Origin of the sequence: Shewanella aegiceratis, assembly GCF_019457495.1 — a bacterium.
In the GTDB taxonomy this organism is placed as follows: Bacteria; Pseudomonadota; Gammaproteobacteria; order Enterobacterales; family Shewanellaceae; genus Shewanella; species Shewanella loihica.
In genome coordinates this window covers 3,267,452-3,284,931 of sequence record NZ_CP080416.1, presented here as the reverse complement: position 1 = coordinate 3,284,931, position 17,480 = coordinate 3,267,452, and the positions used below count along the sequence as shown (strand labels likewise).

At 57.4% G+C, this 17,480-nt stretch carries 13 protein-coding genes; 5 read left to right on the top strand and 8 right to left on the bottom strand.

Features of this window, described 5'->3' with window-relative positions; all coding sequences use genetic code 11:
* Positions 1-32: 32 nt before the first annotated feature.
* Both K0H80_RS14325 and K0H80_RS14320 read right to left on the bottom strand, forming a co-directional pair.
* Positions 33-1,118: a linear amide C-N hydrolase gene (locus tag K0H80_RS14325; RefSeq protein ID WP_220072020.1), complete on the bottom strand. Its 1,086-nt coding sequence runs from the start codon at positions 1,116-1,118 to the stop codon at positions 33-35.
* A 527-nt stretch (positions 1,119-1,645) separates the two neighbouring features.
* On the bottom strand, positions 1,646-2,014 hold the full coding sequence (locus K0H80_RS14320; RefSeq protein ID WP_220072019.1) for a PilZ domain-containing protein: 369 nt from the start codon (positions 2,012-2,014) through the stop codon (positions 1,646-1,648).
* 284 nt (positions 2,015-2,298) lie between these two features.
* Here K0H80_RS14320 and torR point away from each other — a divergent pair, with 284 nt between their 5' ends.
* Positions 2,299-3,024 carry a two-component system response regulator TorR gene (gene torR, locus K0H80_RS14315; RefSeq protein WP_220072018.1) on the top strand — a complete coding sequence of 242 codons (726 nt, stop codon included), beginning with the start codon at positions 2,299-2,301 and terminating at the stop codon, positions 3,022-3,024.
* 9 nt (positions 3,025-3,033) lie between these two features.
* Here torR and torT read toward each other — a convergent pair whose 3' ends face one another.
* Positions 3,034-4,182 (bottom strand): TMAO reductase system periplasmic protein TorT, encoded by a 1,149-nt coding sequence (torT, locus tag K0H80_RS14310; RefSeq protein ID WP_220072017.1) that lies wholly within the window; start codon positions 4,180-4,182, stop codon positions 3,034-3,036.
* A 67-nt stretch (positions 4,183-4,249) separates the two neighbouring features.
* On the opposite strand from torT, the gene torS reads away from it, so the two are divergent.
* A complete protein-coding gene (gene torS, locus K0H80_RS14305) occupies positions 4,250-7,381 on the top strand; it encodes a TMAO reductase system sensor histidine kinase/response regulator TorS (protein WP_220072016.1) in 3,132 nt (1,043 codons plus the stop codon).
* A gap of 169 nt (positions 7,382-7,550) precedes the next feature.
* Entirely contained in the window at positions 7,551-8,777 is a 1,227-nt protein-coding gene (locus K0H80_RS14300; protein ID WP_220072015.1) for a DEAD/DEAH box helicase, read from the top strand.
* Positions 8,778-8,804: 27 nt separating this feature from the next.
* On the opposite strand, the gene torD is transcribed toward K0H80_RS14300, so the two are convergent.
* The 4 genes from torD to torE are packed head-to-tail and all read right to left on the bottom strand — an operon-like array spanning position 8,805 to position 13,348.
* Positions 8,805-9,440 carry a molecular chaperone TorD gene (gene torD, locus K0H80_RS14295; protein WP_220072014.1) on the bottom strand — a complete coding sequence of 212 codons (636 nt, stop codon included), beginning with the start codon at positions 9,438-9,440 and terminating at the stop codon, positions 8,805-8,807.
* Between the two features lie 29 nt (positions 9,441-9,469).
* The gene (gene torA / locus K0H80_RS14290; protein WP_220072013.1) at positions 9,470-11,956 is read right to left on the bottom strand and encodes a trimethylamine-N-oxide reductase TorA; all 2,487 of its coding nucleotides are present in this window, start codon (positions 11,954-11,956) and stop codon (positions 9,470-9,472) included.
* A gap of 9 nt (positions 11,957-11,965) precedes the next feature.
* Positions 11,966-13,147, bottom strand: coding sequence for a pentaheme c-type cytochrome TorC (gene torC, locus K0H80_RS14285; RefSeq protein ID WP_220072012.1), 1,182 nt, complete (start codon positions 13,145-13,147; stop codon positions 11,966-11,968).
* 30 nt (positions 13,148-13,177) lie between these two features.
* The gene (gene torE / locus K0H80_RS14280) at positions 13,178-13,348 is read right to left on the bottom strand and encodes a trimethylamine N-oxide reductase system protein TorE (protein WP_220043056.1); all 171 of its coding nucleotides are present in this window, start codon (positions 13,346-13,348) and stop codon (positions 13,178-13,180) included.
* A gap of 508 nt (positions 13,349-13,856) precedes the next feature.
* Between torE and K0H80_RS14275 the strand changes: the two genes are divergently transcribed.
* A complete protein-coding gene (locus tag K0H80_RS14275) occupies positions 13,857-15,233 on the top strand; it encodes an NCS2 family permease (protein WP_258406108.1) in 1,377 nt (458 codons plus the stop codon).
* Positions 15,234-15,373: 140 nt separating this feature from the next.
* Here K0H80_RS14275 and K0H80_RS14270 read toward each other — a convergent pair whose 3' ends face one another.
* Entirely contained in the window at positions 15,374-15,802 is a 429-nt protein-coding gene (locus tag K0H80_RS14270) for a CBS domain-containing protein (protein ID WP_011866591.1), read from the bottom strand.
* Between the two features lie 199 nt (positions 15,803-16,001).
* Between K0H80_RS14270 and dapE the strand changes: the two genes are divergently transcribed.
* On the top strand, positions 16,002-17,291 hold the full coding sequence (gene dapE, locus K0H80_RS14265) for a succinyl-diaminopimelate desuccinylase (RefSeq protein ID WP_220072011.1): 1,290 nt from the start codon (positions 16,002-16,004) through the stop codon (positions 17,289-17,291).
* The last annotated feature ends 189 nt before the right edge of the window (positions 17,292-17,480 follow it).

The window sequence follows — 17,480 nt, the reverse complement described above, 5'->3', positions numbered from 1 at the left end:
GATATCGGAGGCTTTTTTGCGCTTAGGGTCTGTTAGCTACACTTGCCAAAGGTTGGTGCGGCGCGACCTTCGTGAGCATCGACTGAGAGGTTTGCACAGACCGGCTCTTTGCCAACGCTAACCTCTGCGAAGTTGAACTTAATCTGATGGCCTTCATACAGGTCTGAGTAGACGGTGTCGCCGTTCTTCAGGTTGTACTGTACGGTGAAGAAGGTTGGGAACACGCCGCCTTCTTCCGCAATCTTAGGACCATCGACGAAAGGTGCCTGGACTGATTGTGGGATGGCTACCGCGCTGTGGAAGGCCAGTAGCTGCGCCGCCATAGTCTGCTGATAGGTCATGTTTTTAAAGTCCTGGCTTTCTGCATGGTGCAGGCCGCGCACATAACGTGACAGTGGCGAGTAATCTGCAGGGAGTTTAGTGCCCAGCGCACTGCGGTCGATCGTCTTAGAGAACTCCAGGTGATCCTGGAACAGGGGCTCGTTGGTGACGAAGCGCAGTTCATCGTTGGTGCTACCACGCCATACCTTCAGCTTACCACCTGCGTTGAGCTGGATGAGGGCCACGTTGCCTTCGTTATCGCGCAGGTTGAAGTGACCGGGTACCAGATGTTCCATGTCCATCATAGGATCCGAGAAGGCTGGCTGCCATTCGCCTTTTTCCAGGCCGTCGATAGCTTCGGCAACGGTTTTGTAGTTTGAGGTGATGTAGGTGGCGAGCAGGCCGTTGTTGACCGCTGGGGCACCATTATCATTGTCTTTGTGCATTGTCAGGAACGGCTTGCTGGCTTCCTGATACTGGCCATGTACCGACAGGCCTTGATCGTTGATGGCATCGTAGGCAGTGCCATGGAAGATAGGGTTGTCAGACAGTGACATTGACTTGTACTTGGTGGTCCAAGTGGCCTGAGTCTTGTAGCTAGGCGCCTTGGAGCTGATTTCTACACCAGCTGGAATGATCTTGGCGCGAGCTTCCACGTGAACATCCCAGTCTAGTGAGCGGGCGACTAGCGTGCCATAGTCTGTGGTGGCTGAAACGCTAGAGCAAGCTGAAGCGGTTTGTACTGCACCGATTGTCATAAGCGCGACGATGCTGGCTGCGACGATTGATTTTTTCATGATGAGTGCCTCGTTTGGTTGAACCTAAAATGGGTTGGTTTCTCGGCTAGGTCTTGCCTATGGGTCTAGAATAGGCTCAAAACCTGATAGTTAATAACTAATAACTATTCGATATTCGAATATGTTGGTTTGATTCACGCCGAGCGTTTAGGGAGGCTTTTAGCTGTGCTTTGGCGAGCCTTAACGCGCGTTTTTAAATGAGTGGTTAAGCGAGTTACTAAGAGAGTTATAAAGAGAGTTAAGGAAGTGCTTAAGCGGGTGACATAGTGAGTTATTCGGTGGTTGTGGGGGAGGCGAGCTTGCGGCCCATTGACAGGAGAGCATAGAGAGTTAACTCATGGCGCCCGCATCGGGTAGTGCCAGGGTTAGCAGCTAGCCCAATGGTTAGAGCGAAGGCAAGTTGCGCCAGATCGAAAAGAGGACCCTAGGTCCCCTTTGCGTTGCATTCATTGAAGCCTGGTGCGTTCAAGTTAAGTGCGATTGGCTAAGTGCGCTCAAGCTAAGCTCATGGCTGTCAGGAGAGCGCATCAGCCCTGATCATGTACCTCGATAAACATCTTGAGTTCACGGTCGAGCAGAGAGGCATCGCCTGTGTTGAGCTCGAGCATGCGCCTCAAGTGGCTGATGCTGTCGATATCGATATGCAGGCATTCGAGGCCGAGTTGGCCATCTTGACGGTGGATCACCTGGGTCTCCATGGTGACCTCGACATCCGAGCCTTCCAGGGTGAAACTCAGGAGTATTGGCGCCGGATTTGGCGCGAACTCTTGGGGCAGCTCGACCAGGGCACCATTCAGGCTAAGATCGTGCAGCTTGGTCGACCACACCTTATCCTCTTGGGTGAGCGTCGCATCGACATCGAAGAAGATGCGCGAAAATTGCCGCCGTTCATTCATAACCTGTCCTAGCCTCAAGTGTGAGCGTAATGTTAATAAGGTAAGCATAAGCTAACATGACCCGGGTGTAAAAATCTTGATTTATATTTAGCTTTAGTGACTTGTGCCAAAATCTATTTGCATTGAGCGTGAGATCTGATAGGTAGCATAGGCCTTAATAGCAGGGACGCTATGGCGGCTAAAAACCGCGCCAGATCTCATAATTGAGATAAAGCTGATATGCAATTATGAAAAATTGTGAATAATAGCCTTAACCTTTATTTAACGCGTCTGGGAGCGGGGTCATGGCCCTAACTTCATTACAACCTTGTGTGCTTGTGGTCGATGATGAGGCGGTGATCCGTGCTCGCCTGAAGGGCTATTTCGAGAAAGAGGGTTATCGGGTGCTCGAAGCCGCCGACGGTGAAGAGATGTGGCAGCAGTTTAGTCAGCAGCATATCGATCTCGTGATGTTGGATATCAACCTGCCCGGCGTCGATGGCCTCAGCCTGACCCGCGAACTGCGCAGCCGATCCGAGGTAGGCATCATACTCGTGACCGGGCGCGACGAGGCGATCGATAAGATCATCGGCCTGGAGATGGGCGCAGACGATTATGTGACTAAGCCGTTTGAGCTGCGTGAACTTCTGGTGCGGGTGAAGAACTTGCTCTGGCGTATCTCTTTAGTGAAGAAGGCGCAGCAGCAGGCGATTGCCGAGCTGGAGCGCTGTGACGATCTCATCGAATTTGAAGATTACAGCCTGGCCCTCAACAGCCGCAGGCTCTCTCAGGGCGAGTCGGTGATCAAACTCACCAAGGCGGAGTTTGAGCTGCTTAGCGCCTTCGTGCTGCACCCACAGCAGGTGCTGAGCCGTGAACGCCTGATGCAGCTGACCAGCCACCGTAATCAGGATGTCAACGACAGAACCATAGATGTGATCATCCGCCGTCTGCGTAACAAGCTACATGCGGAACTCTTCGTTACCGTCCACGGCGAGGGCTATCTGTTCTCCGCAAAAGTAGAAGATTAGGGTATAAGACTAGGGTTGAGGAGTCGCCTTCGGCGTCTCGACCCGGTAGATGGGGTAAAAGTCCGCCGGCGCCAGGCTGTCGGTCAGCTGCTTCATCTGAATATTGTCTGGAGTAAGCCCCTTTATCTTGGGGCCTATATCGCCAAAGGGGGCTGCGCCCTCAAGTTCCCGCACCACCACATCTATCGCTAATTTCCCCTGCAGCACCACCTGATCGTCGCTACTAAAGGCGACCCTATGGCGGTAAAGCCCACGCAGGGTGGCGGGTGAGAGATAGCTGCTCACCAAGGCTATGCCTTGAGCTGTGTCCTGTTGCGCCAGGGCGCCGATGGCGGCCTCGATGGCCACGGCGCTGCCCAGTATATAGTCTGGCCTGTGATCCTTGAGCAGATGATGTAGCTGATCCCGATAGAGATCGCGATTGTTATCGGCGTGGCGGTTGGAAGAGATGGTCACACTGCTGCCCTTAAGCGCCGCCATGATCCCTTGCTCGACCCAGGTGCTGCCCCCGAGTTTCTCTGGGCCGAGCAGCAGTGCCAGTTGCACAGCCTGGCCGGTGTTAGTCTTGTCGGTATTAGCCTTGGCCGGCGGTTTTGCTGTGGTGCGGTGAATATAATCGCCGGCATGCCAGCCCATCTGATACCAGTTGACGCCTATGCGGGTGCTCACCAGGGGGCTGTCGAGGCGGTTGACTAGGGCCAGCATGGGCTTGCCTATCTGTCCCTGATACTGTTTCAGTAGCTCAGGGTCCACAGTGCCCAGTAAGATGGCGTCGAAATCGGATTTCATGCAGTGTTCTAGCTGCTCGAGCTGCTTCGCCTTGCCATAGTAACTGCCGGCCTCAAACAGCTCCAGGGCGACTCCCAACGTTTGCGCCCGGGTCACCAGGCCATAGTCTATGCCAATCCAGTAGGCGTCTTTGAGGTGGGGCACCAGGGCGCAGAGTCGCCAGGGCCGTTTCGCCACACTCAGGGGGCGATAGGTGAGCGACTCCACCTGCTGGAGCTTGGCGTTATAGGGGGTGCGCTGCTCCAGTGACCAGGTCTCAACTGCATTGGCCGTCACCGATATCGAAAAACTGGCGGCGATTGCCAGCCCATGGAGGCAAGCCCAGAGGGAAAAGGCGCGGAAAAAGGGAGATTTATTATGCTTCACCACAGGGCACTCAGTATAATGTAACCAGACGCATGTCATTGATTCATTGTAACAGTTAAACGGGAGCCATGTGGGCGCTTTATCACTCTCGGGGAAAAGTTTAGTCGGCCGTCTCATGCTGGCCTTTAGCCTGCTGGCGCTGCTCCTGCTCATGCTGGTGAGCCTGGGCAGCGTATCCCTCTACTGGGTGAAGGCCGCCGACAAATACCTCTATGAGGAGGCGCTGCCCGCCTCGGAAGCCGCGCGCCAGTTGATGCAGTCGGTCAGCGCCCTGCAGGAAAACGCCCAGGCCTTAGAGCGGGCCCAGGAGGAGGCGGAGCGCGCCTTTCTCGGGCGCAAGCTATCCATCGAGAGCAGCAACCTGCTCGGCGCCATCGCCCGCCTCAAGTCGCTTAACCTTCAGGGCGACAGCCAACTAGGCCCCAGGGCGGCCGAGATCATCCACGACTTGACTCAGCTAGGCCATCAAGTGGGCGAGCGTCTGGCCCTCGCCAAGCAACTCAGGGGCGATGGTCAGGCTCTGGTGGATGCCTCCGGACGGGCTATCGAGCTGCTGGAGGCCGAGCTGGCTGTCGTCGATTCCGCCGTGTTGGCCAAGCTGAGCCTAGCCTATCCCGAGGTTGCCGGCACAGCCCAGAGCGGCTATCTGCTCGATACCATCATAGAGAAGGATCTCGATATTCAGGCGCGTCTCAATCGCGCCCTGGCCCTCATTCATCACCTGGCGCTGGTGGGCCAGCTGCTGCAATCGCCCGAGCAACATCTGGGGCTGAGCAAGGTGCTGGTCAGCATGTCGCGGGTGCTGACCGAGCAGGGCGGCGAGTATCGATTGCAGCCAACTGAGGCCCGGGGCGGCATGCCTGGCAATGAGCTCGCCAGCGCCACCAGCGATGTTATCCTCGGCATCAATCAACCTAATCTTATGCCGCTCGAGCTGCTCAAGGGCGTGGTGCGTGACCCTGTGCGGGCCACAGAGCTGGCCCATGAGCTGGCGATACTGCGCGGCGTCGGCGATAAACTCACGCTGCAGCGCCGCTATGCCGGGGTGCTCGCTTCCCAGACGGCGCAGCTTCAGACACTGAGTGACAAGCTGAGCCAGCTCAACACCCAGGTCGATGCGGCCATGACGGCCCAGCAAAGCCAGGCGGAGCAGGCCAGGGGGGATTTTCTTCGCCAGCTCTTCTGGGCCAAGGCGGGACTCTGGGGCACGGGGTTATTGATGCTGGTGTTGATTCTGCTGGTGGTATACCGGGTGATCTACAAGGGGATCGCACTTAGACTACACGAGGCGACCGACGCCCTGTCACGGCTGAGCCGAGGGGATACTCAGGTGGCGCTGGACCCCCATGGCGACGATGAGCTGACTGCCATGGCCTCGGCCATCGATGCCTTCAAGCAGAAGACAGATCACAATCAGCGTCTGCAATCTGAGCTGCAGGAGACGGCCTCCGAGTTGTCGGCCCACAAGGCATCGCTGGAGACGACGGTGCAAGAGCGTACCCAGGAGCTGGCCCAGGCCAATCGCCGTCTCGATGCCGAGGTGCAGGGCCATGCCCAGGCGAGACAGATGGCCGAGGCGGCCGACAAGGCCAAGTCCCTCTTCCTGGCGACCATGAGCCATGAGATCCGCACCCCCCTCAACGGCCTGCTCGGCACCCTGACTCTGCTGGGGGAATCTGAGCTGCCCACGGCCCAGAAGCAGATGCTGGCCCTGTCCCAGTACAGCGGCGCCCTGCTGCAGACTGTGCTGAACGACATCTTAGATTTCTCCCGCCTGGAGCAGGGCAAGCTGAGCAATGAGCCGCGCCCGGTTGCCATCAACGAACTGCTCGACGAGGTGGTCTCCATCATGCTCGCCGGGGCGGGCAACGCCGGCCTGTCGCTGCGTCTGGAGCGAGACCGCCTCCCCGAGTGGATCAATATCGATGGCCCAAAGCTGCGCCAGGTGCTGTTTAATCTGCTGGGCAATGCCATCAAATTTACCCCGACGGGGGAGATCTGTCTGCGGGTGAGCCAAGCAGGGGCGCGCCTTAAGTTTACCGTGAGCGATACTGGCCTTGGGATCCCCGAGGACGCCAAGGCGCGACTGTTTATCGCCTATAGCGCCCAGCCCAATCAGGGACGCAGCCGTGGCACGGGCCTAGGACTGGCCATCAGCAAGGAGCTGGTCACCCTGATGGGGGCCGGCGATGAGGGGCTCTGGGTCGAGACCGAGGTGAACAAGGGCAGTACCTTCGGCTTTAGCCTGCCCTCGGAGGCTTGTGAGGCGCCCGTGTTAAGCGCTACCGATATCATCCCGCAGGTCGCACCAAAAAGAGTGCTGGTGGTGGAGGATAATCAGGTCAATGCCATGGTGGCCCAGGGCTTCCTGGCGCACCTTGGCCACGAGGCGGTTTTGGCGCCAAGCTGCGCCGAGGCCATGGCGGTTTTCGAGGATAAAGACGCGGGTTTTGATGCCGTGATGCTGGATATTCAGCTCAGCGATGGCTCTGGCATAGATCTCCTGAGTCAGCTCCGTGAGCGCGCCGCGAGTGATGTGCTGTTTGCCGCCTTCACCGCCCAGTTGCAGCCACAAGATCTCGAAGTCTATCGTGAGGTAGGATTCGATGAGATCTTGGCCAAGCCGCTCAACATGCAGGCCCTGATGTGCTGGCTAGGGCGGGCGTCCAAAGTATCGGCTCCTGTCGCCAAAGGAAGCGAAGAGGCCGAAGAAACACAAGAGGCCGAAGCAGTAGTATTAGTCGAATCTGGTGAAACGTCGGCGGAGGCTATAGAAAAGAATGATCCTCTGCTGAATGCCCCTCTGCTGAATGCCCCTCTGCTGGATGCTCCTCTGTTGGATAAGGCCCAGTTTCAGGGGGATCTCGACTGTCTCGGCGAGGCGGCCATGGCGCAGATGCTGAGCCTCTATCTGTCCTCCAGCGAGGCGCAGCTGACCAAGTTGGAGCAGCTTGTCGAATCCACGCCTGAACAGAAAGCTGAACAGAAAGCCAAACAGGCAGATGATGGTAAGAATGAGGTGTGTCGTAAGCTACTCCACGGTCTCAAGGGCAGCAGCGCCAACATGGGCATGGTTAGGCTAACAAGGCGCTGCCAACAGCTGGAAAAAAGCGAGCTGCAGGCGACTGATATTTGCGGGCTCAGGCAGCTGTGGCGTGACTCGGTCGCCGCCTTCGAGGCACAGCTAGCATTAACGCAATAGTGCAGCTAGCATCAACGCAATAGTGCAGCTGGCATCAATGCAATAGCGGAGTTAACAAAGCGGCGCATTAGGCGCCTGAATCTGCTAGAGCCATGGGCGAAATCTGCTACACTTGCGCCCCATTGTTAACCATCTGCTCACAACAGCAACTAAAGCGGGATCTTCACCTATGTTATTTTCTCAATTGTCTCTGCCTCAGCCGCTGCAACAGGTGCTGGAAGCCTTGGCTTTTAGCGAGGCGACTCAGATCCAGGCCGAGGCGATCCCCCTGGTGCTGAGCGGCGTCGATCTCATGGCCTCGGCCCAGACGGGCACAGGCAAGACAGCCGCCTTCGCCCTGCCTATCCTGGCTAAGCTGATGGGCCTTGCGCAGGCTGAAGGGTCAGATAAACAGCCCAGAGCCCTGGTGCTGGTGCCCACCCGCGAACTGGCGCTGCAGGTTCATCAGGGGATCTCCGATCTCGCCCGTTTTACCTCGCTGTCGGCGGGACTGGTGTATGGCGGCGTCAGCATAGAGGCCCAGTGCCAGCAGCTCGCCGCAGGCGTCGACCTGATCGTCGCGACCCCGGGTCGCCTGCTGGATCTGCACAGACGCGGCGCCGCCAAGCTAGATGGCGTGGCACACCTGGTGTTCGATGAGGCCGATCGCATGTTGGACATGGGCTTTGCCGATGAGATTACCGAGCTGATGGCGCTGTTGCCGAGCGAGCGTCAGACCCTGCTGTTTTCCGCGACCCTGGATGACAAGGTGCTTGCACTGAGCCATCGCTGGTTAAAGCAGCCCAAACGCATCGCCGTCAGCCCGCAGAACAGCGCCAGCCAGGATGTCGAGCAGAAGGTCTATGCGGTGGATAGCGAGCGCAAGTTTGCCCTCCTGTCTCATCTGATCAACAAGGGGGATTGGCAGCGGGTATTGGTGTTTAGCCGTAAGAAGGTGGCCGCCGACAAGCTGGCCGCCCGCCTATGTGAGCAAGGCATAGCCGCCAAGGCGTTTCATGGGGATCTGGGCCAGGGCGCGCGTGAGCAAGTGCTGGCCGATTTCCGCCGCGGAGAGATCAAGGTGCTGGTGGCCACGGATGTGGCGGCGCGGGGGATAGATATCGAGTCTCTGGACTATGTGGTTAACTATGAGCTGCCCTATGTGGCCCAGGATTATGTACATCGCATCGGTCGCACGGGCCGTGCGGGTAAGCAGGGGGTCGCGGTGACCCTCTACTGCGAAGAGGATGCCTTGCTGCTGGAGGAGATAGAGGCACTGCTGGATAAGCGTCTGCCTCAGCAATGGTTGCCCGGTTTCGAGCCGGATCTCACCAAGGCTGATCCCAATCCCCGTCGCAATGGCAAGGCGGCGCAGAAACGCCGCGCCAAGCGGCGCGGTCAGGGTGGCAGACGCTAGCAGCTCTGATATCAGGCGCCAAGCGCCTCACTGTCTAAGTGCTTCACAATCTAGGCTGACCCAGATTTGGGTGAGCCTGGCGAGGGCCTGATAGAAGCGGCCTGGGTCTCTGTCACTCACGCGCTTGGCAAACTCGGTTAGCCAGGCATCAAGATATTTAGCGATAAAGCGCTGCTGCGCCTTATCATCCAGGCTGCTGGCCTGCTGAGCGACATAGGCCAAGATCACTGAGATATGATCGGCCGGCTCGGGAAAATCGCTCTGCACTCCCAGCTTGCTCTGCTTGAGCAGGGCAAGCATCTCCTGATGCTGAGAGCCGAAGAGCAGCGGCTGCTCCTCATCGCCGTCAGGCGTCAGATAGAGGCCCGCATAGGGATTGGCGCTCTGCTTGCCGCCGACCAGGAAGAGGCCGCAATAATCCGCGGCCAGATTCAGCAGGGAGGGCTCGTCGCCCAGCCCCGCCAACACCTCCTGGATGGTGTTCACCTCAGGCGCCAGCCTGGATTCCCCAGCCAGCAGGTCAAAGAAGGCCTGCGCGTCGGCGCTTTGCAGGCTCTGTAGGCGCTGATGATCTATCTCTTTGGCAAACAGATCCGACAGCAGGCGGTAGACCCTGGCTCGCGCCTGGTTGGCTGGTGTTTGATAAATCGATGGCTTATTCATCTTAAATCTCCTTTGACCGCTAGCTTACTTTAGCGGCTGATCTCTATGGGGCCGCTGAAGGCGCTGACTTCTGGGACCTTACCGCTGAACTTCTCGAACTCCACCAGACAGGTGTAGGCGGCGCAGGCCTGTGCCAGCTTAGAGCTGCCGATATCCTGAGTCAGGGTGTTGGGGTCGCCGTAGCTGCACAGGGCGCCTATCTCGTTGCCGCCTTGCTTGCTACCATCCTTGCCCACTGGGCCATACCAGGCACCCTCGTGGATACGGATCACGCCTTGAGGGAAGCGGTTCGATACCCGGGCGCCCGCCAGTAGCTGGCCCCTGTCGTTGAACACGCGCACCAGATCGCCATCCTTGATGCCGCGGGCCTTAGCGTCGAGCGGGTTGAGGTAGACAGGCTCGCGTCCCTGTACGGTATAGGTCTCGCGGTACTCCTGGGATTCACACATCTGGGAGTGCAGACGCTGATCCGGGTGACAAGACTGCATCCAGATGGGGTACTTGTCTGAGCCTGGGCCGCCGTGGCTGCGCTCGCTCTTCTCCATCCAAGTCGGATGGCCGGGGCAATCGTCGTAGTTAAACTGGGCGATCTTGCGGCTAAAGATCTCGATAAGGCCTGATGGCGTGCCCAGTGGGTTGATCTCGGGATCATCCCTAAAATCGCTGTGGCGTGTCCAATTCTCTCCTTCACCGAAGTGCACATAGCCCTGCTGCCAGAAGGTGTCGAAATCAGGCATCTCGAACTTACCTGCGTTGGCGGCCTTACACTCGTCGTAGAGCTTTCTCAGCCAGTCCATCTCGGTCAGGCCGCGGGTATATTGCTTCTCTTTACCCATGAGCGCCGCGAAGCGGGTGAAGATTTCAAAGTCCGACAGACTCTCGTACAGGGGCTCGACCATCTTCTGCATCGCCAACACGCCGCGGTTGGCATAGCTGCCGTAGACGTCTATGTCGTTGCGCTCGAAGGTGGTACAGGCCGGCAGCACTATGTCTGAGAAGCGACAAGTAGCCGTCCAGTTCACGTCTATGGTGACCACACATTCCAGCTTGTGGAAGGCGCGCTTCATCTTGTTTCTGTCCTGGTGATGGTTCCAGGGGTTGTTGCCCGAGAACACCATCATCTTGATGTCGGGGTAGGTGACCTTGCTGCCGTTGGCATCTATGGTCTTGCCCGGCTCCAGTATGGCATCTATCCAGCGCGCCACCGGGATGGTGCTGCTGGCGCCCTTGAAGTCTGTGCTGTCAAACAGAGGCTTCTGGCCCTCATCCAGGTTACGCGGAAAGGCGCCCGGCGCCGCCGCACCCGACGATGGCACACCTATGCTGGAGTAGTGGTGGCCATAGCTGATGCCGCCGCCCGGCAGGCCGATTTGGCCTATCATGGTGGCCAGCACCGCCGCCATCCAGTAGGGCTGCTCGCCATGCTGCTGGCGTTGAATACACCAGCCCATCATGAGTTGGGTGCGTCCCTTAGTCATCACCTTGGCCAGATCTTTGATGATCTCGACACTCACGCCTGTGATCTGGCTAGCCCACTCAGGGGTTTTGGCCACGCCATCTTTCTCCCCAAGCAGGTAGGGCAGGAACTCGTCGAAGCCGAGGCTGTAGCCGTCGATGAAGGCCTTATCGTGCAGATTCTGGCTCACCATCTCGTGGGCGATACCCAGCATCAGGGCCACGTCTGTCTGTGGGTTGATGTAGAGCTGCTCGCAGCCCAGGTATTTCTGGGTCTTGGTGACCACGGGATCTATGCTGATCACCCGGATCTTGCCCTGGGCCACTTTTTCTTTCAGCTCTGCCAGATAGGCGTAAGACTCGTGAGTCTCGGCGTTCCAGCCCACCTGCAGGTTTTTATAGGGGTCGTTTGACCAGAGTACTATGGTGTCGCTGTGTTCAAGGATCAGTGGCCAGGACGTCCCCTGGGCGTAGACCTCGGTGGAGCCGAGAACGTAAGGAAGAATCGTCTGTCCGGCGCCGGTGGAGTAGTCGCCGACCTTCTTGACGAAGTTACCGTGCATTCCTACCGCGCGCTGCATATGGCTGGTGGAGGAGTGCAGCTGACCCGTGGCGCGCCAGCCGGTCTGGCCCGCATGCAGCCCCGAGGGGCCATACTTGGTCTGGATCTCATCGAGTGAGTCCTTAAACAGCGACAGGGCCTTGTCCCAGGTGACGCGCACGAAACGGTAATCACCGCGTTCCAGGGTATTGCTCTTGTGTCCCTTGAGCAGGAAGTCGAGGCGCACCATAGGGTAGCGCACGCGGGACGGGTTATAGACCAGTCCTTTGACCCCATTGATCATATCGGTGGGGTATTTATCTAGGTCGAAGGGGATCACCTTATCGATGACGCCGTTTTTGCGAGTCATCTTAAAGGCGCCGAAGTGGGAGCCGGTGGTTTTCCACACCTCATCCGTGCCCGTGCTGGCCAGGGCGTTGAGCGGCGCCAACAGCGATGAGCCGCTTAGGGTGACATAGGAGCTGGCGGCGAGGCCTTTTAGGAAATCTCTTCTGTTCATGATGCTATCCTATTGGTGCGCTGAGGTGGCAAAAGTCGATGAATGTTCTTGCAGGTATTTCTGCACCAGTGCCTGGGTGTCCTGATCCATGTTGACGAAGGCGATCATTCCCTGAAACATGCCAGGCCAGGTGTTGGCGTCGAAATGGGCCTCATCGGGCTGGGTATGACAGACGCTACAGCTACTCGAATAGGTGTCGCGGGCGTAATCCCAGAGTGGCTGCAGGTCTTTCACCAGATAGTCACCATCCACCCAGATCTGCGCCTCGACGCGCTGCCAGATCAGGCCGGTGAGCGGATCCTGCTGCTCTTCGAACACTTGCATCACGCCAGGCTCCAAGGCGGCATCTTTAGAGAGCTGGGCCGAGAGGATGTTCATGCCGAAATCGAAATAGATCACCCGGCCTGCGCCTATCTTCTTACGCCAGCCATCGATACCTACCTTGGCGCGTTGACCCTTGACCTCAAGCACCTTCACCTTAGTGGCGATGTTGAGTGTGCCCGCCTCGACGTCTGTCTTCTCGTTGAAGAACAGCGGCTTGGTCAGGGCGCTGAAGTAGCTTTCGCCGATAGCCAGGCTGCTCTCGCCAGAACCCACCTGGGCGATCAGTTCAGGAGCGCGTGAGGTGCCCATGTCCGGCAGCTTGTGGGCGATCCCCTTGTGGCAGTCGATGCAGCTCTGATCCAGCTCGGCGGCGCGTTTCATCTGCTTCTGGGCCAGCTTGGACATCTCGTCCCACTTCATCGAATCATAGTTATGGCAGTTCTTACAGGCGAGTGAGTTGTCGCGATCGAAACGTTTCCATTCGCGGCTCGCCATCTCCAGACGCTTGGTCTCGAATTTCTCTTCTGTGTTGACGGTTTGCAGCAGCCAGCCCCACATGTCGTGGGAGGCTTCTATCTTGCGGCCTATCTTACGGCTCCAGTTGTGGGGCACGTGACAGTCGGGGCAGGTGGCGCGCACACCTGAGTGATTCGACCAATGCACTGTGCTTTGCAGCTCCTGGTAGGGTTTACTCTCCATGCTGTGGCAGCTGATGCAGAAGGCTTCTGTGTTGGTCGCCTCCAGGGCAGTGTTGAAGCCACCCCAAAAGATGATGCCCATCAGGAAGGCTGACAGGCTAATGGCGCCAAGGGTGAGGGTTTTGGCGGGTTTGTTGAGGGTACGCCAAAGGGTGATAAACCACTTCATAGCAACATCCTTTCTCAAGTTGGTAATGGGTTAATGGGCGACGACGCCGCCAAAGGCCTGGATCATCCAGATGATGAAGCCATAGGCGCTGATGCCTGTGACGGTCAGCATCGGGAAGAGCAGCACTATGATGAAGCCGAGGGCTCTGAGCTCTTTGGATTTATCCTGATCTCGTGTTTCGCTTATTGGGTGTGATGGCATGACAGACTCTCTTAGTTGATCTTTGTCCATGGCTGCATGGTAGAGGAGGGATGTGAATGGGGGTGCTGCCTGGCATGAACCAAGGGTGACAAGTTATGAAAAAATATGAATAAAACTGAGCCTGGTGGTTTGATGGCGAAGAGTTCGTTTTTAACTATCTGATATTAAATGAGTTAATTGAGTGTTCTCTTGCGCGTATATCCCATGGCTGTCGCGGTATTTCAGGCTAAAAAGGCCTTCGCGCGAAAGTTGAACAAAAGTTTGGCGAATTGTTAGCTTGCTCTAGTTTATGTCACAGTCTTTGCTGTAGAATGCGCCGCCAACAAAGGCTGTGTTATGGGTAAGTGTTTGCTTACCTTAAAAGGTCGGTATCTCCTCGGTTACCGATCTGCAGGTCACGTAAGGTACACCAATAAGTACCCAGTGGATCTCTCACCCACAGACATCTGTCGTGGGGCTCTAACTTGCCACAGCCTTCCAAATTAAGAGATCAAAAAAGGTAACTACTATGAAGTCTGAACAGACTCTCGCTGCACCCGCTGCACCCGCTGCACCCGCTGTACCTGCAAGCTCCCTGCTTGACCGTTATTTCGCCATCACCGCTCGCGGCAGCACGCTGCGCCAAGAGGTGATTGCCGGCTTAACCACCTTCCTCGCCATGGTCTATTCGGTGATCGTGGTACCAAACATGTTGGGCGCCGCCGGTTTCGATCCCGGCGCCGTCTTCGTGGCCACCTGTCTGATTGCGTCTTTCGGCTCCCTGCTGATGGGGCTGTGGGCTAATCTGCCGATGGCGATTGGCTGCGCCATCTCACTGACCGCCTTCACCGCCTTTAGCATGGTGCTGGGCCAGGGGATCTCGATTCCCGTGACCCTAGGGGCCATCTTCCTCATGGGCGTGGTCTTCACCCTGGTGAGTGTCACTGGCGTGCGTCAGTGGGTACTGACCAACCTGCCCAAGGGGATCGCCCACGGTACCGGCATAGGCATCGGCCTGTTCCTGCTGCTGATCGCCACCAATAGTGTGCATCTGATCGTCGCCAACGACGCTGGCCTGCCGGTGAAGCTTGGCGATATTCATAGCCTGCCTGTCATCGCAACAGTGATTGGCCTGGCGGCCACCATAGGCCTGGAGCGTCGCGGCGTGCCCGGTGGCATTCTGCTGGTGATCATCGCCCTGTCGGTATTTGGCCTAGCGTTTGACCCAAGCGTGACCTACCAGGGTTTATTCGCCCTGCCTGATTTGATGTCAGATAAGTCGCTTATCGGTCAGCTGGATATCATGGGCGCCCTCAACCCTGTGGTGCTGCCTATTGTGCTGGCGCTGGTGATGACGGCAATCTTCGATGCCACGGGCACCATTCGCGCGGTGGCCGGTCAGGCGGAACTGCTGGATGAGAAAGACAATATTGTCGGTGGCGGTAAGGCGCTGACCTCAGACTCCATGAGCAGCATCTTCGCAGGTGCCGTGGGCGGCGCACCGGCGGCCGTGTATATTGAGTCGGCGGCGGGTACCGCGGCCGGTGGTAAGACGGGCCTGACGGCGACAATCGTCGGCGTGCTCTTCCTGCTGATGGTGTTCCTGGCGCCGCTGAGCTATCTGGTACCTGCTTATGCTACGGCGCCGGCGCTCATGTATGTGGGCCTCTTGATGCTGAGCAACGTGACTAAGCTGAACTTCGACGACAAGGTCGATGCCATGGCGGGACTGACTTGCGCCGTGTTCATCATCCTCAGCTGTAATATCGTTACCGGTATCATGCTGGGCTTCGTGACCCTAGTGGTTGGCCGTCTGGCCAGCGGCGAGTGGCGCGCCCTGAAACCCGGTGTGTTAGCCATCACTATCGGCCTGGTGGTCTTCTACATGGGCGGCTGGGCTATCTAGAAAGTATCGAGTCAGCAGCTTTGAGCTGCAGCTCAAATAACACAAACCCAGGTCGCTTGACCTGGGTTTGTCGTTTAAGGCTGTGGTTCGAGGCTGATAAGTAAGGCTGTTGAGTAGGCCAATTTCAAAACTGGCGAGCACTATTCCTGTTGGGGAACCAGCTCATCATGGCAGAAGGCGCGCAGCAGATCTTTCCAGGTGATGATGCCCACTATCTTGCTAAATGCCATCACGGGCAGGCAGCCGATGTCGTGGGCCAGCATGAGTTGCCCGGCGGTCTTGATGTCGGCCTCGGGGGCTATGGTGATGGGATCCCGGCTCATCACCTGATGGGCGCGGCGCTGCAGGGTGTCGCTGTCGCGCTCCGTCTCGCCTATGCTGCCGATATGGGGGCTGAGGGTGCGCAGATAGTCGCGCTCAGATAGCACGCCTTGTAAGCTGTCGTTCTCGATCACCAGCAGATGATGAAAGGGGGCGCTGTCAAAGATCTCTTTGACTATGGTAAGCCTGTCGTCCATCTCTATGGTGACGACCCTGGTGCTCATGATCTCCGATACCCGTGTTGCCATGGCAGACTCCTGAGACTTAGGGGGAGGTTGACTGAGTTTTGTAAGGTTCTCAGTGACTTTGGTGAATGTTCACCCTGTTTCCAGTTATAACAGATAAATGAATGTTCAACAAATGACCATCTAAATTTCACATAAATGTCATGGGTTTGCCCTTTAATGGTTGGGTTTATCTTAGTATCGGGGCAAAAAGATGAAATCCATGCCATTGGCATCCCAGGCCAGCCAGTCCGACCCTTTCTATGTCGATTCCGCTCAATTTCAGCTCACCCAAGGCAAGCATAATCAAGACGAGCTAAGCCAGGAAGATCTAAGCCGGGAAGAGCTAAGCCAGGAAGATCTTAGCCAGCACAAGGCGGTGCGTTACTGCCGTGAGCTGATGCGCCGCCCCTCTATCACCCCGGAAGATGCCGGTTGCCAGCAGTGGTTAGGGGAAAGGCTTGCCGCAATGGGTTTCGACGTCAGCTACTATCAGGATCAGGGGGTGAGTAACCTGTTGGCCTCCTTCGATGAGCGCCCGGCGCAGCTGGCGCTGGCGGGGCATACGGATGTGGTGCCGCCTGGGGATCTGAGCCGCTGGCAGACGCCGCCGTTTGCCGCCACCTTAGTGGATGGCATGCTGGTTGGCCGCGGCGCTGTGGACATGAAATCAGGCTTGGCGGTGATGCTGGCGGCGGTCGAGGATCACATCAGTTGTCATGGCCTGCCCAAGGCCAACTGGCAGTTTATCGTCACCAGCGACGAAGAGGGCGAGGCGGAACATGGTACCCGCACCCTGGTCGAGCGCCTCAAGGCTCAGGCACGTCTACCCAAGTATTGTGTGGTGGCCGAGCCGACCGCCGATAAGCAGGCGGGCGATGTGATTAAGATTGGTCGTCGCGGCGCCATCTCGGCCCGGCTAACGCTCAAAGGCAAGCAGGGACACGTGGCCTATCCCAAGAACGCGGTCAACGCCCTGCATATGGCGGCGCGGGTGATGCAGGCGCTAGAAGCTCTCATTTGGGATGAGGGCAGCGACGACTTCCCCGGCACCAGCTTGCAGGTGACCCATGTGGATTCTGGGGCGTTTACCGACAATATCGTCCCGGGTAGCTGTGAGATCTGCTTCAACATCCGCTATAGCTATCGTTACAGCGAGGCGGGGATCATGGCGCGGATCCAGGCCTGTCTCGACGGGCTTTCCCTGGGGGAGGATGCCATTAGCCTGCGCTGGGAGCGCGGCTGTCTGCCCTACCATACCCAGGAAAATGATGAGCAGAGCCTGATCGCTCAGGTGGAGGCGGCGATCTTTGAGGTTACCGCCAGCTTTCCGCGCCTTTCCACCTCGGGGGGCACCTCTGACGGGCGTTTTCTGTCATCACCCCAGACTCAGGTGATCGAGCTGGGGCTTCCCAATCGCACCATACATCAGGTCAACGAGCGGGTGGAGCTGGCGCAGATAGTGCGCCTGTATCGTATCTATCGCGCCCTGCTGACGCGCTTTCATGACTAGAGATTCATGACTAAATAGTTAAGCTTGGGAGGCTTGGTCGGACGGTTAATTGAGAGTCCGCCAAAGCTATTGGTAAAACTAACTTACAGAACTAACTCGCAGAGCTAACGACAAGCCTTTGTCGCAAAAAAATTCACAAGAGCTTGCCGCTAAATCAATCCACAAAAGCTTGCGATAAAAAAGACGCCT

Bases quoted from the DNA above. Each gene is read 5' to 3' on its own strand.
- K0H80_RS14270 (WP_011866591.1), bottom strand. From the start codon at position 15,802: ATGGCAACACGGGTATCGGAGATCATGAGCACCAGGGTCGTCACCATA.
- torA (WP_220072013.1), bottom strand. From the start codon at position 11,956: ATGAACAGAAGAGATTTCCTAAAAGGCCTCGCCGCCAGCTCCTATGTC.
- K0H80_RS14275 (WP_258406108.1), top strand. From the start codon at position 13,857: ATGAAGTCTGAACAGACTCTCGCTGCACCCGCTGCACCCGCTGCACCC.
- torE (WP_220043056.1), bottom strand. From the start codon at position 13,348: ATGCCATCACACCCAATAAGCGAAACACGAGATCAGGATAAATCCAAA.
- torC (WP_220072012.1), bottom strand. From the start codon at position 13,147: ATGAAGTGGTTTATCACCCTTTGGCGTACCCTCAACAAACCCGCCAAA.
- torD (WP_220072014.1), bottom strand. From the start codon at position 9,440: ATGAATAAGCCATCGATTTATCAAACACCAGCCAACCAGGCGCGAGCC.
- K0H80_RS14300 (WP_220072015.1), top strand. From the start codon at position 7,551: ATGTTATTTTCTCAATTGTCTCTGCCTCAGCCGCTGCAACAGGTGCTG.
- K0H80_RS14320 (WP_220072019.1), bottom strand. From the start codon at position 2,014: ATGAATGAACGGCGGCAATTTTCGCGCATCTTCTTCGATGTCGATGCG.
- torR (WP_220072018.1), top strand. From the start codon at position 2,299: ATGGCCCTAACTTCATTACAACCTTGTGTGCTTGTGGTCGATGATGAG.
- dapE (WP_220072011.1), top strand. From the start codon at position 16,002: ATGCCATTGGCATCCCAGGCCAGCCAGTCCGACCCTTTCTATGTCGAT.
- K0H80_RS14325 (WP_220072020.1), bottom strand. From the start codon at position 1,118: ATGAAAAAATCAATCGTCGCAGCCAGCATCGTCGCGCTTATGACAATC.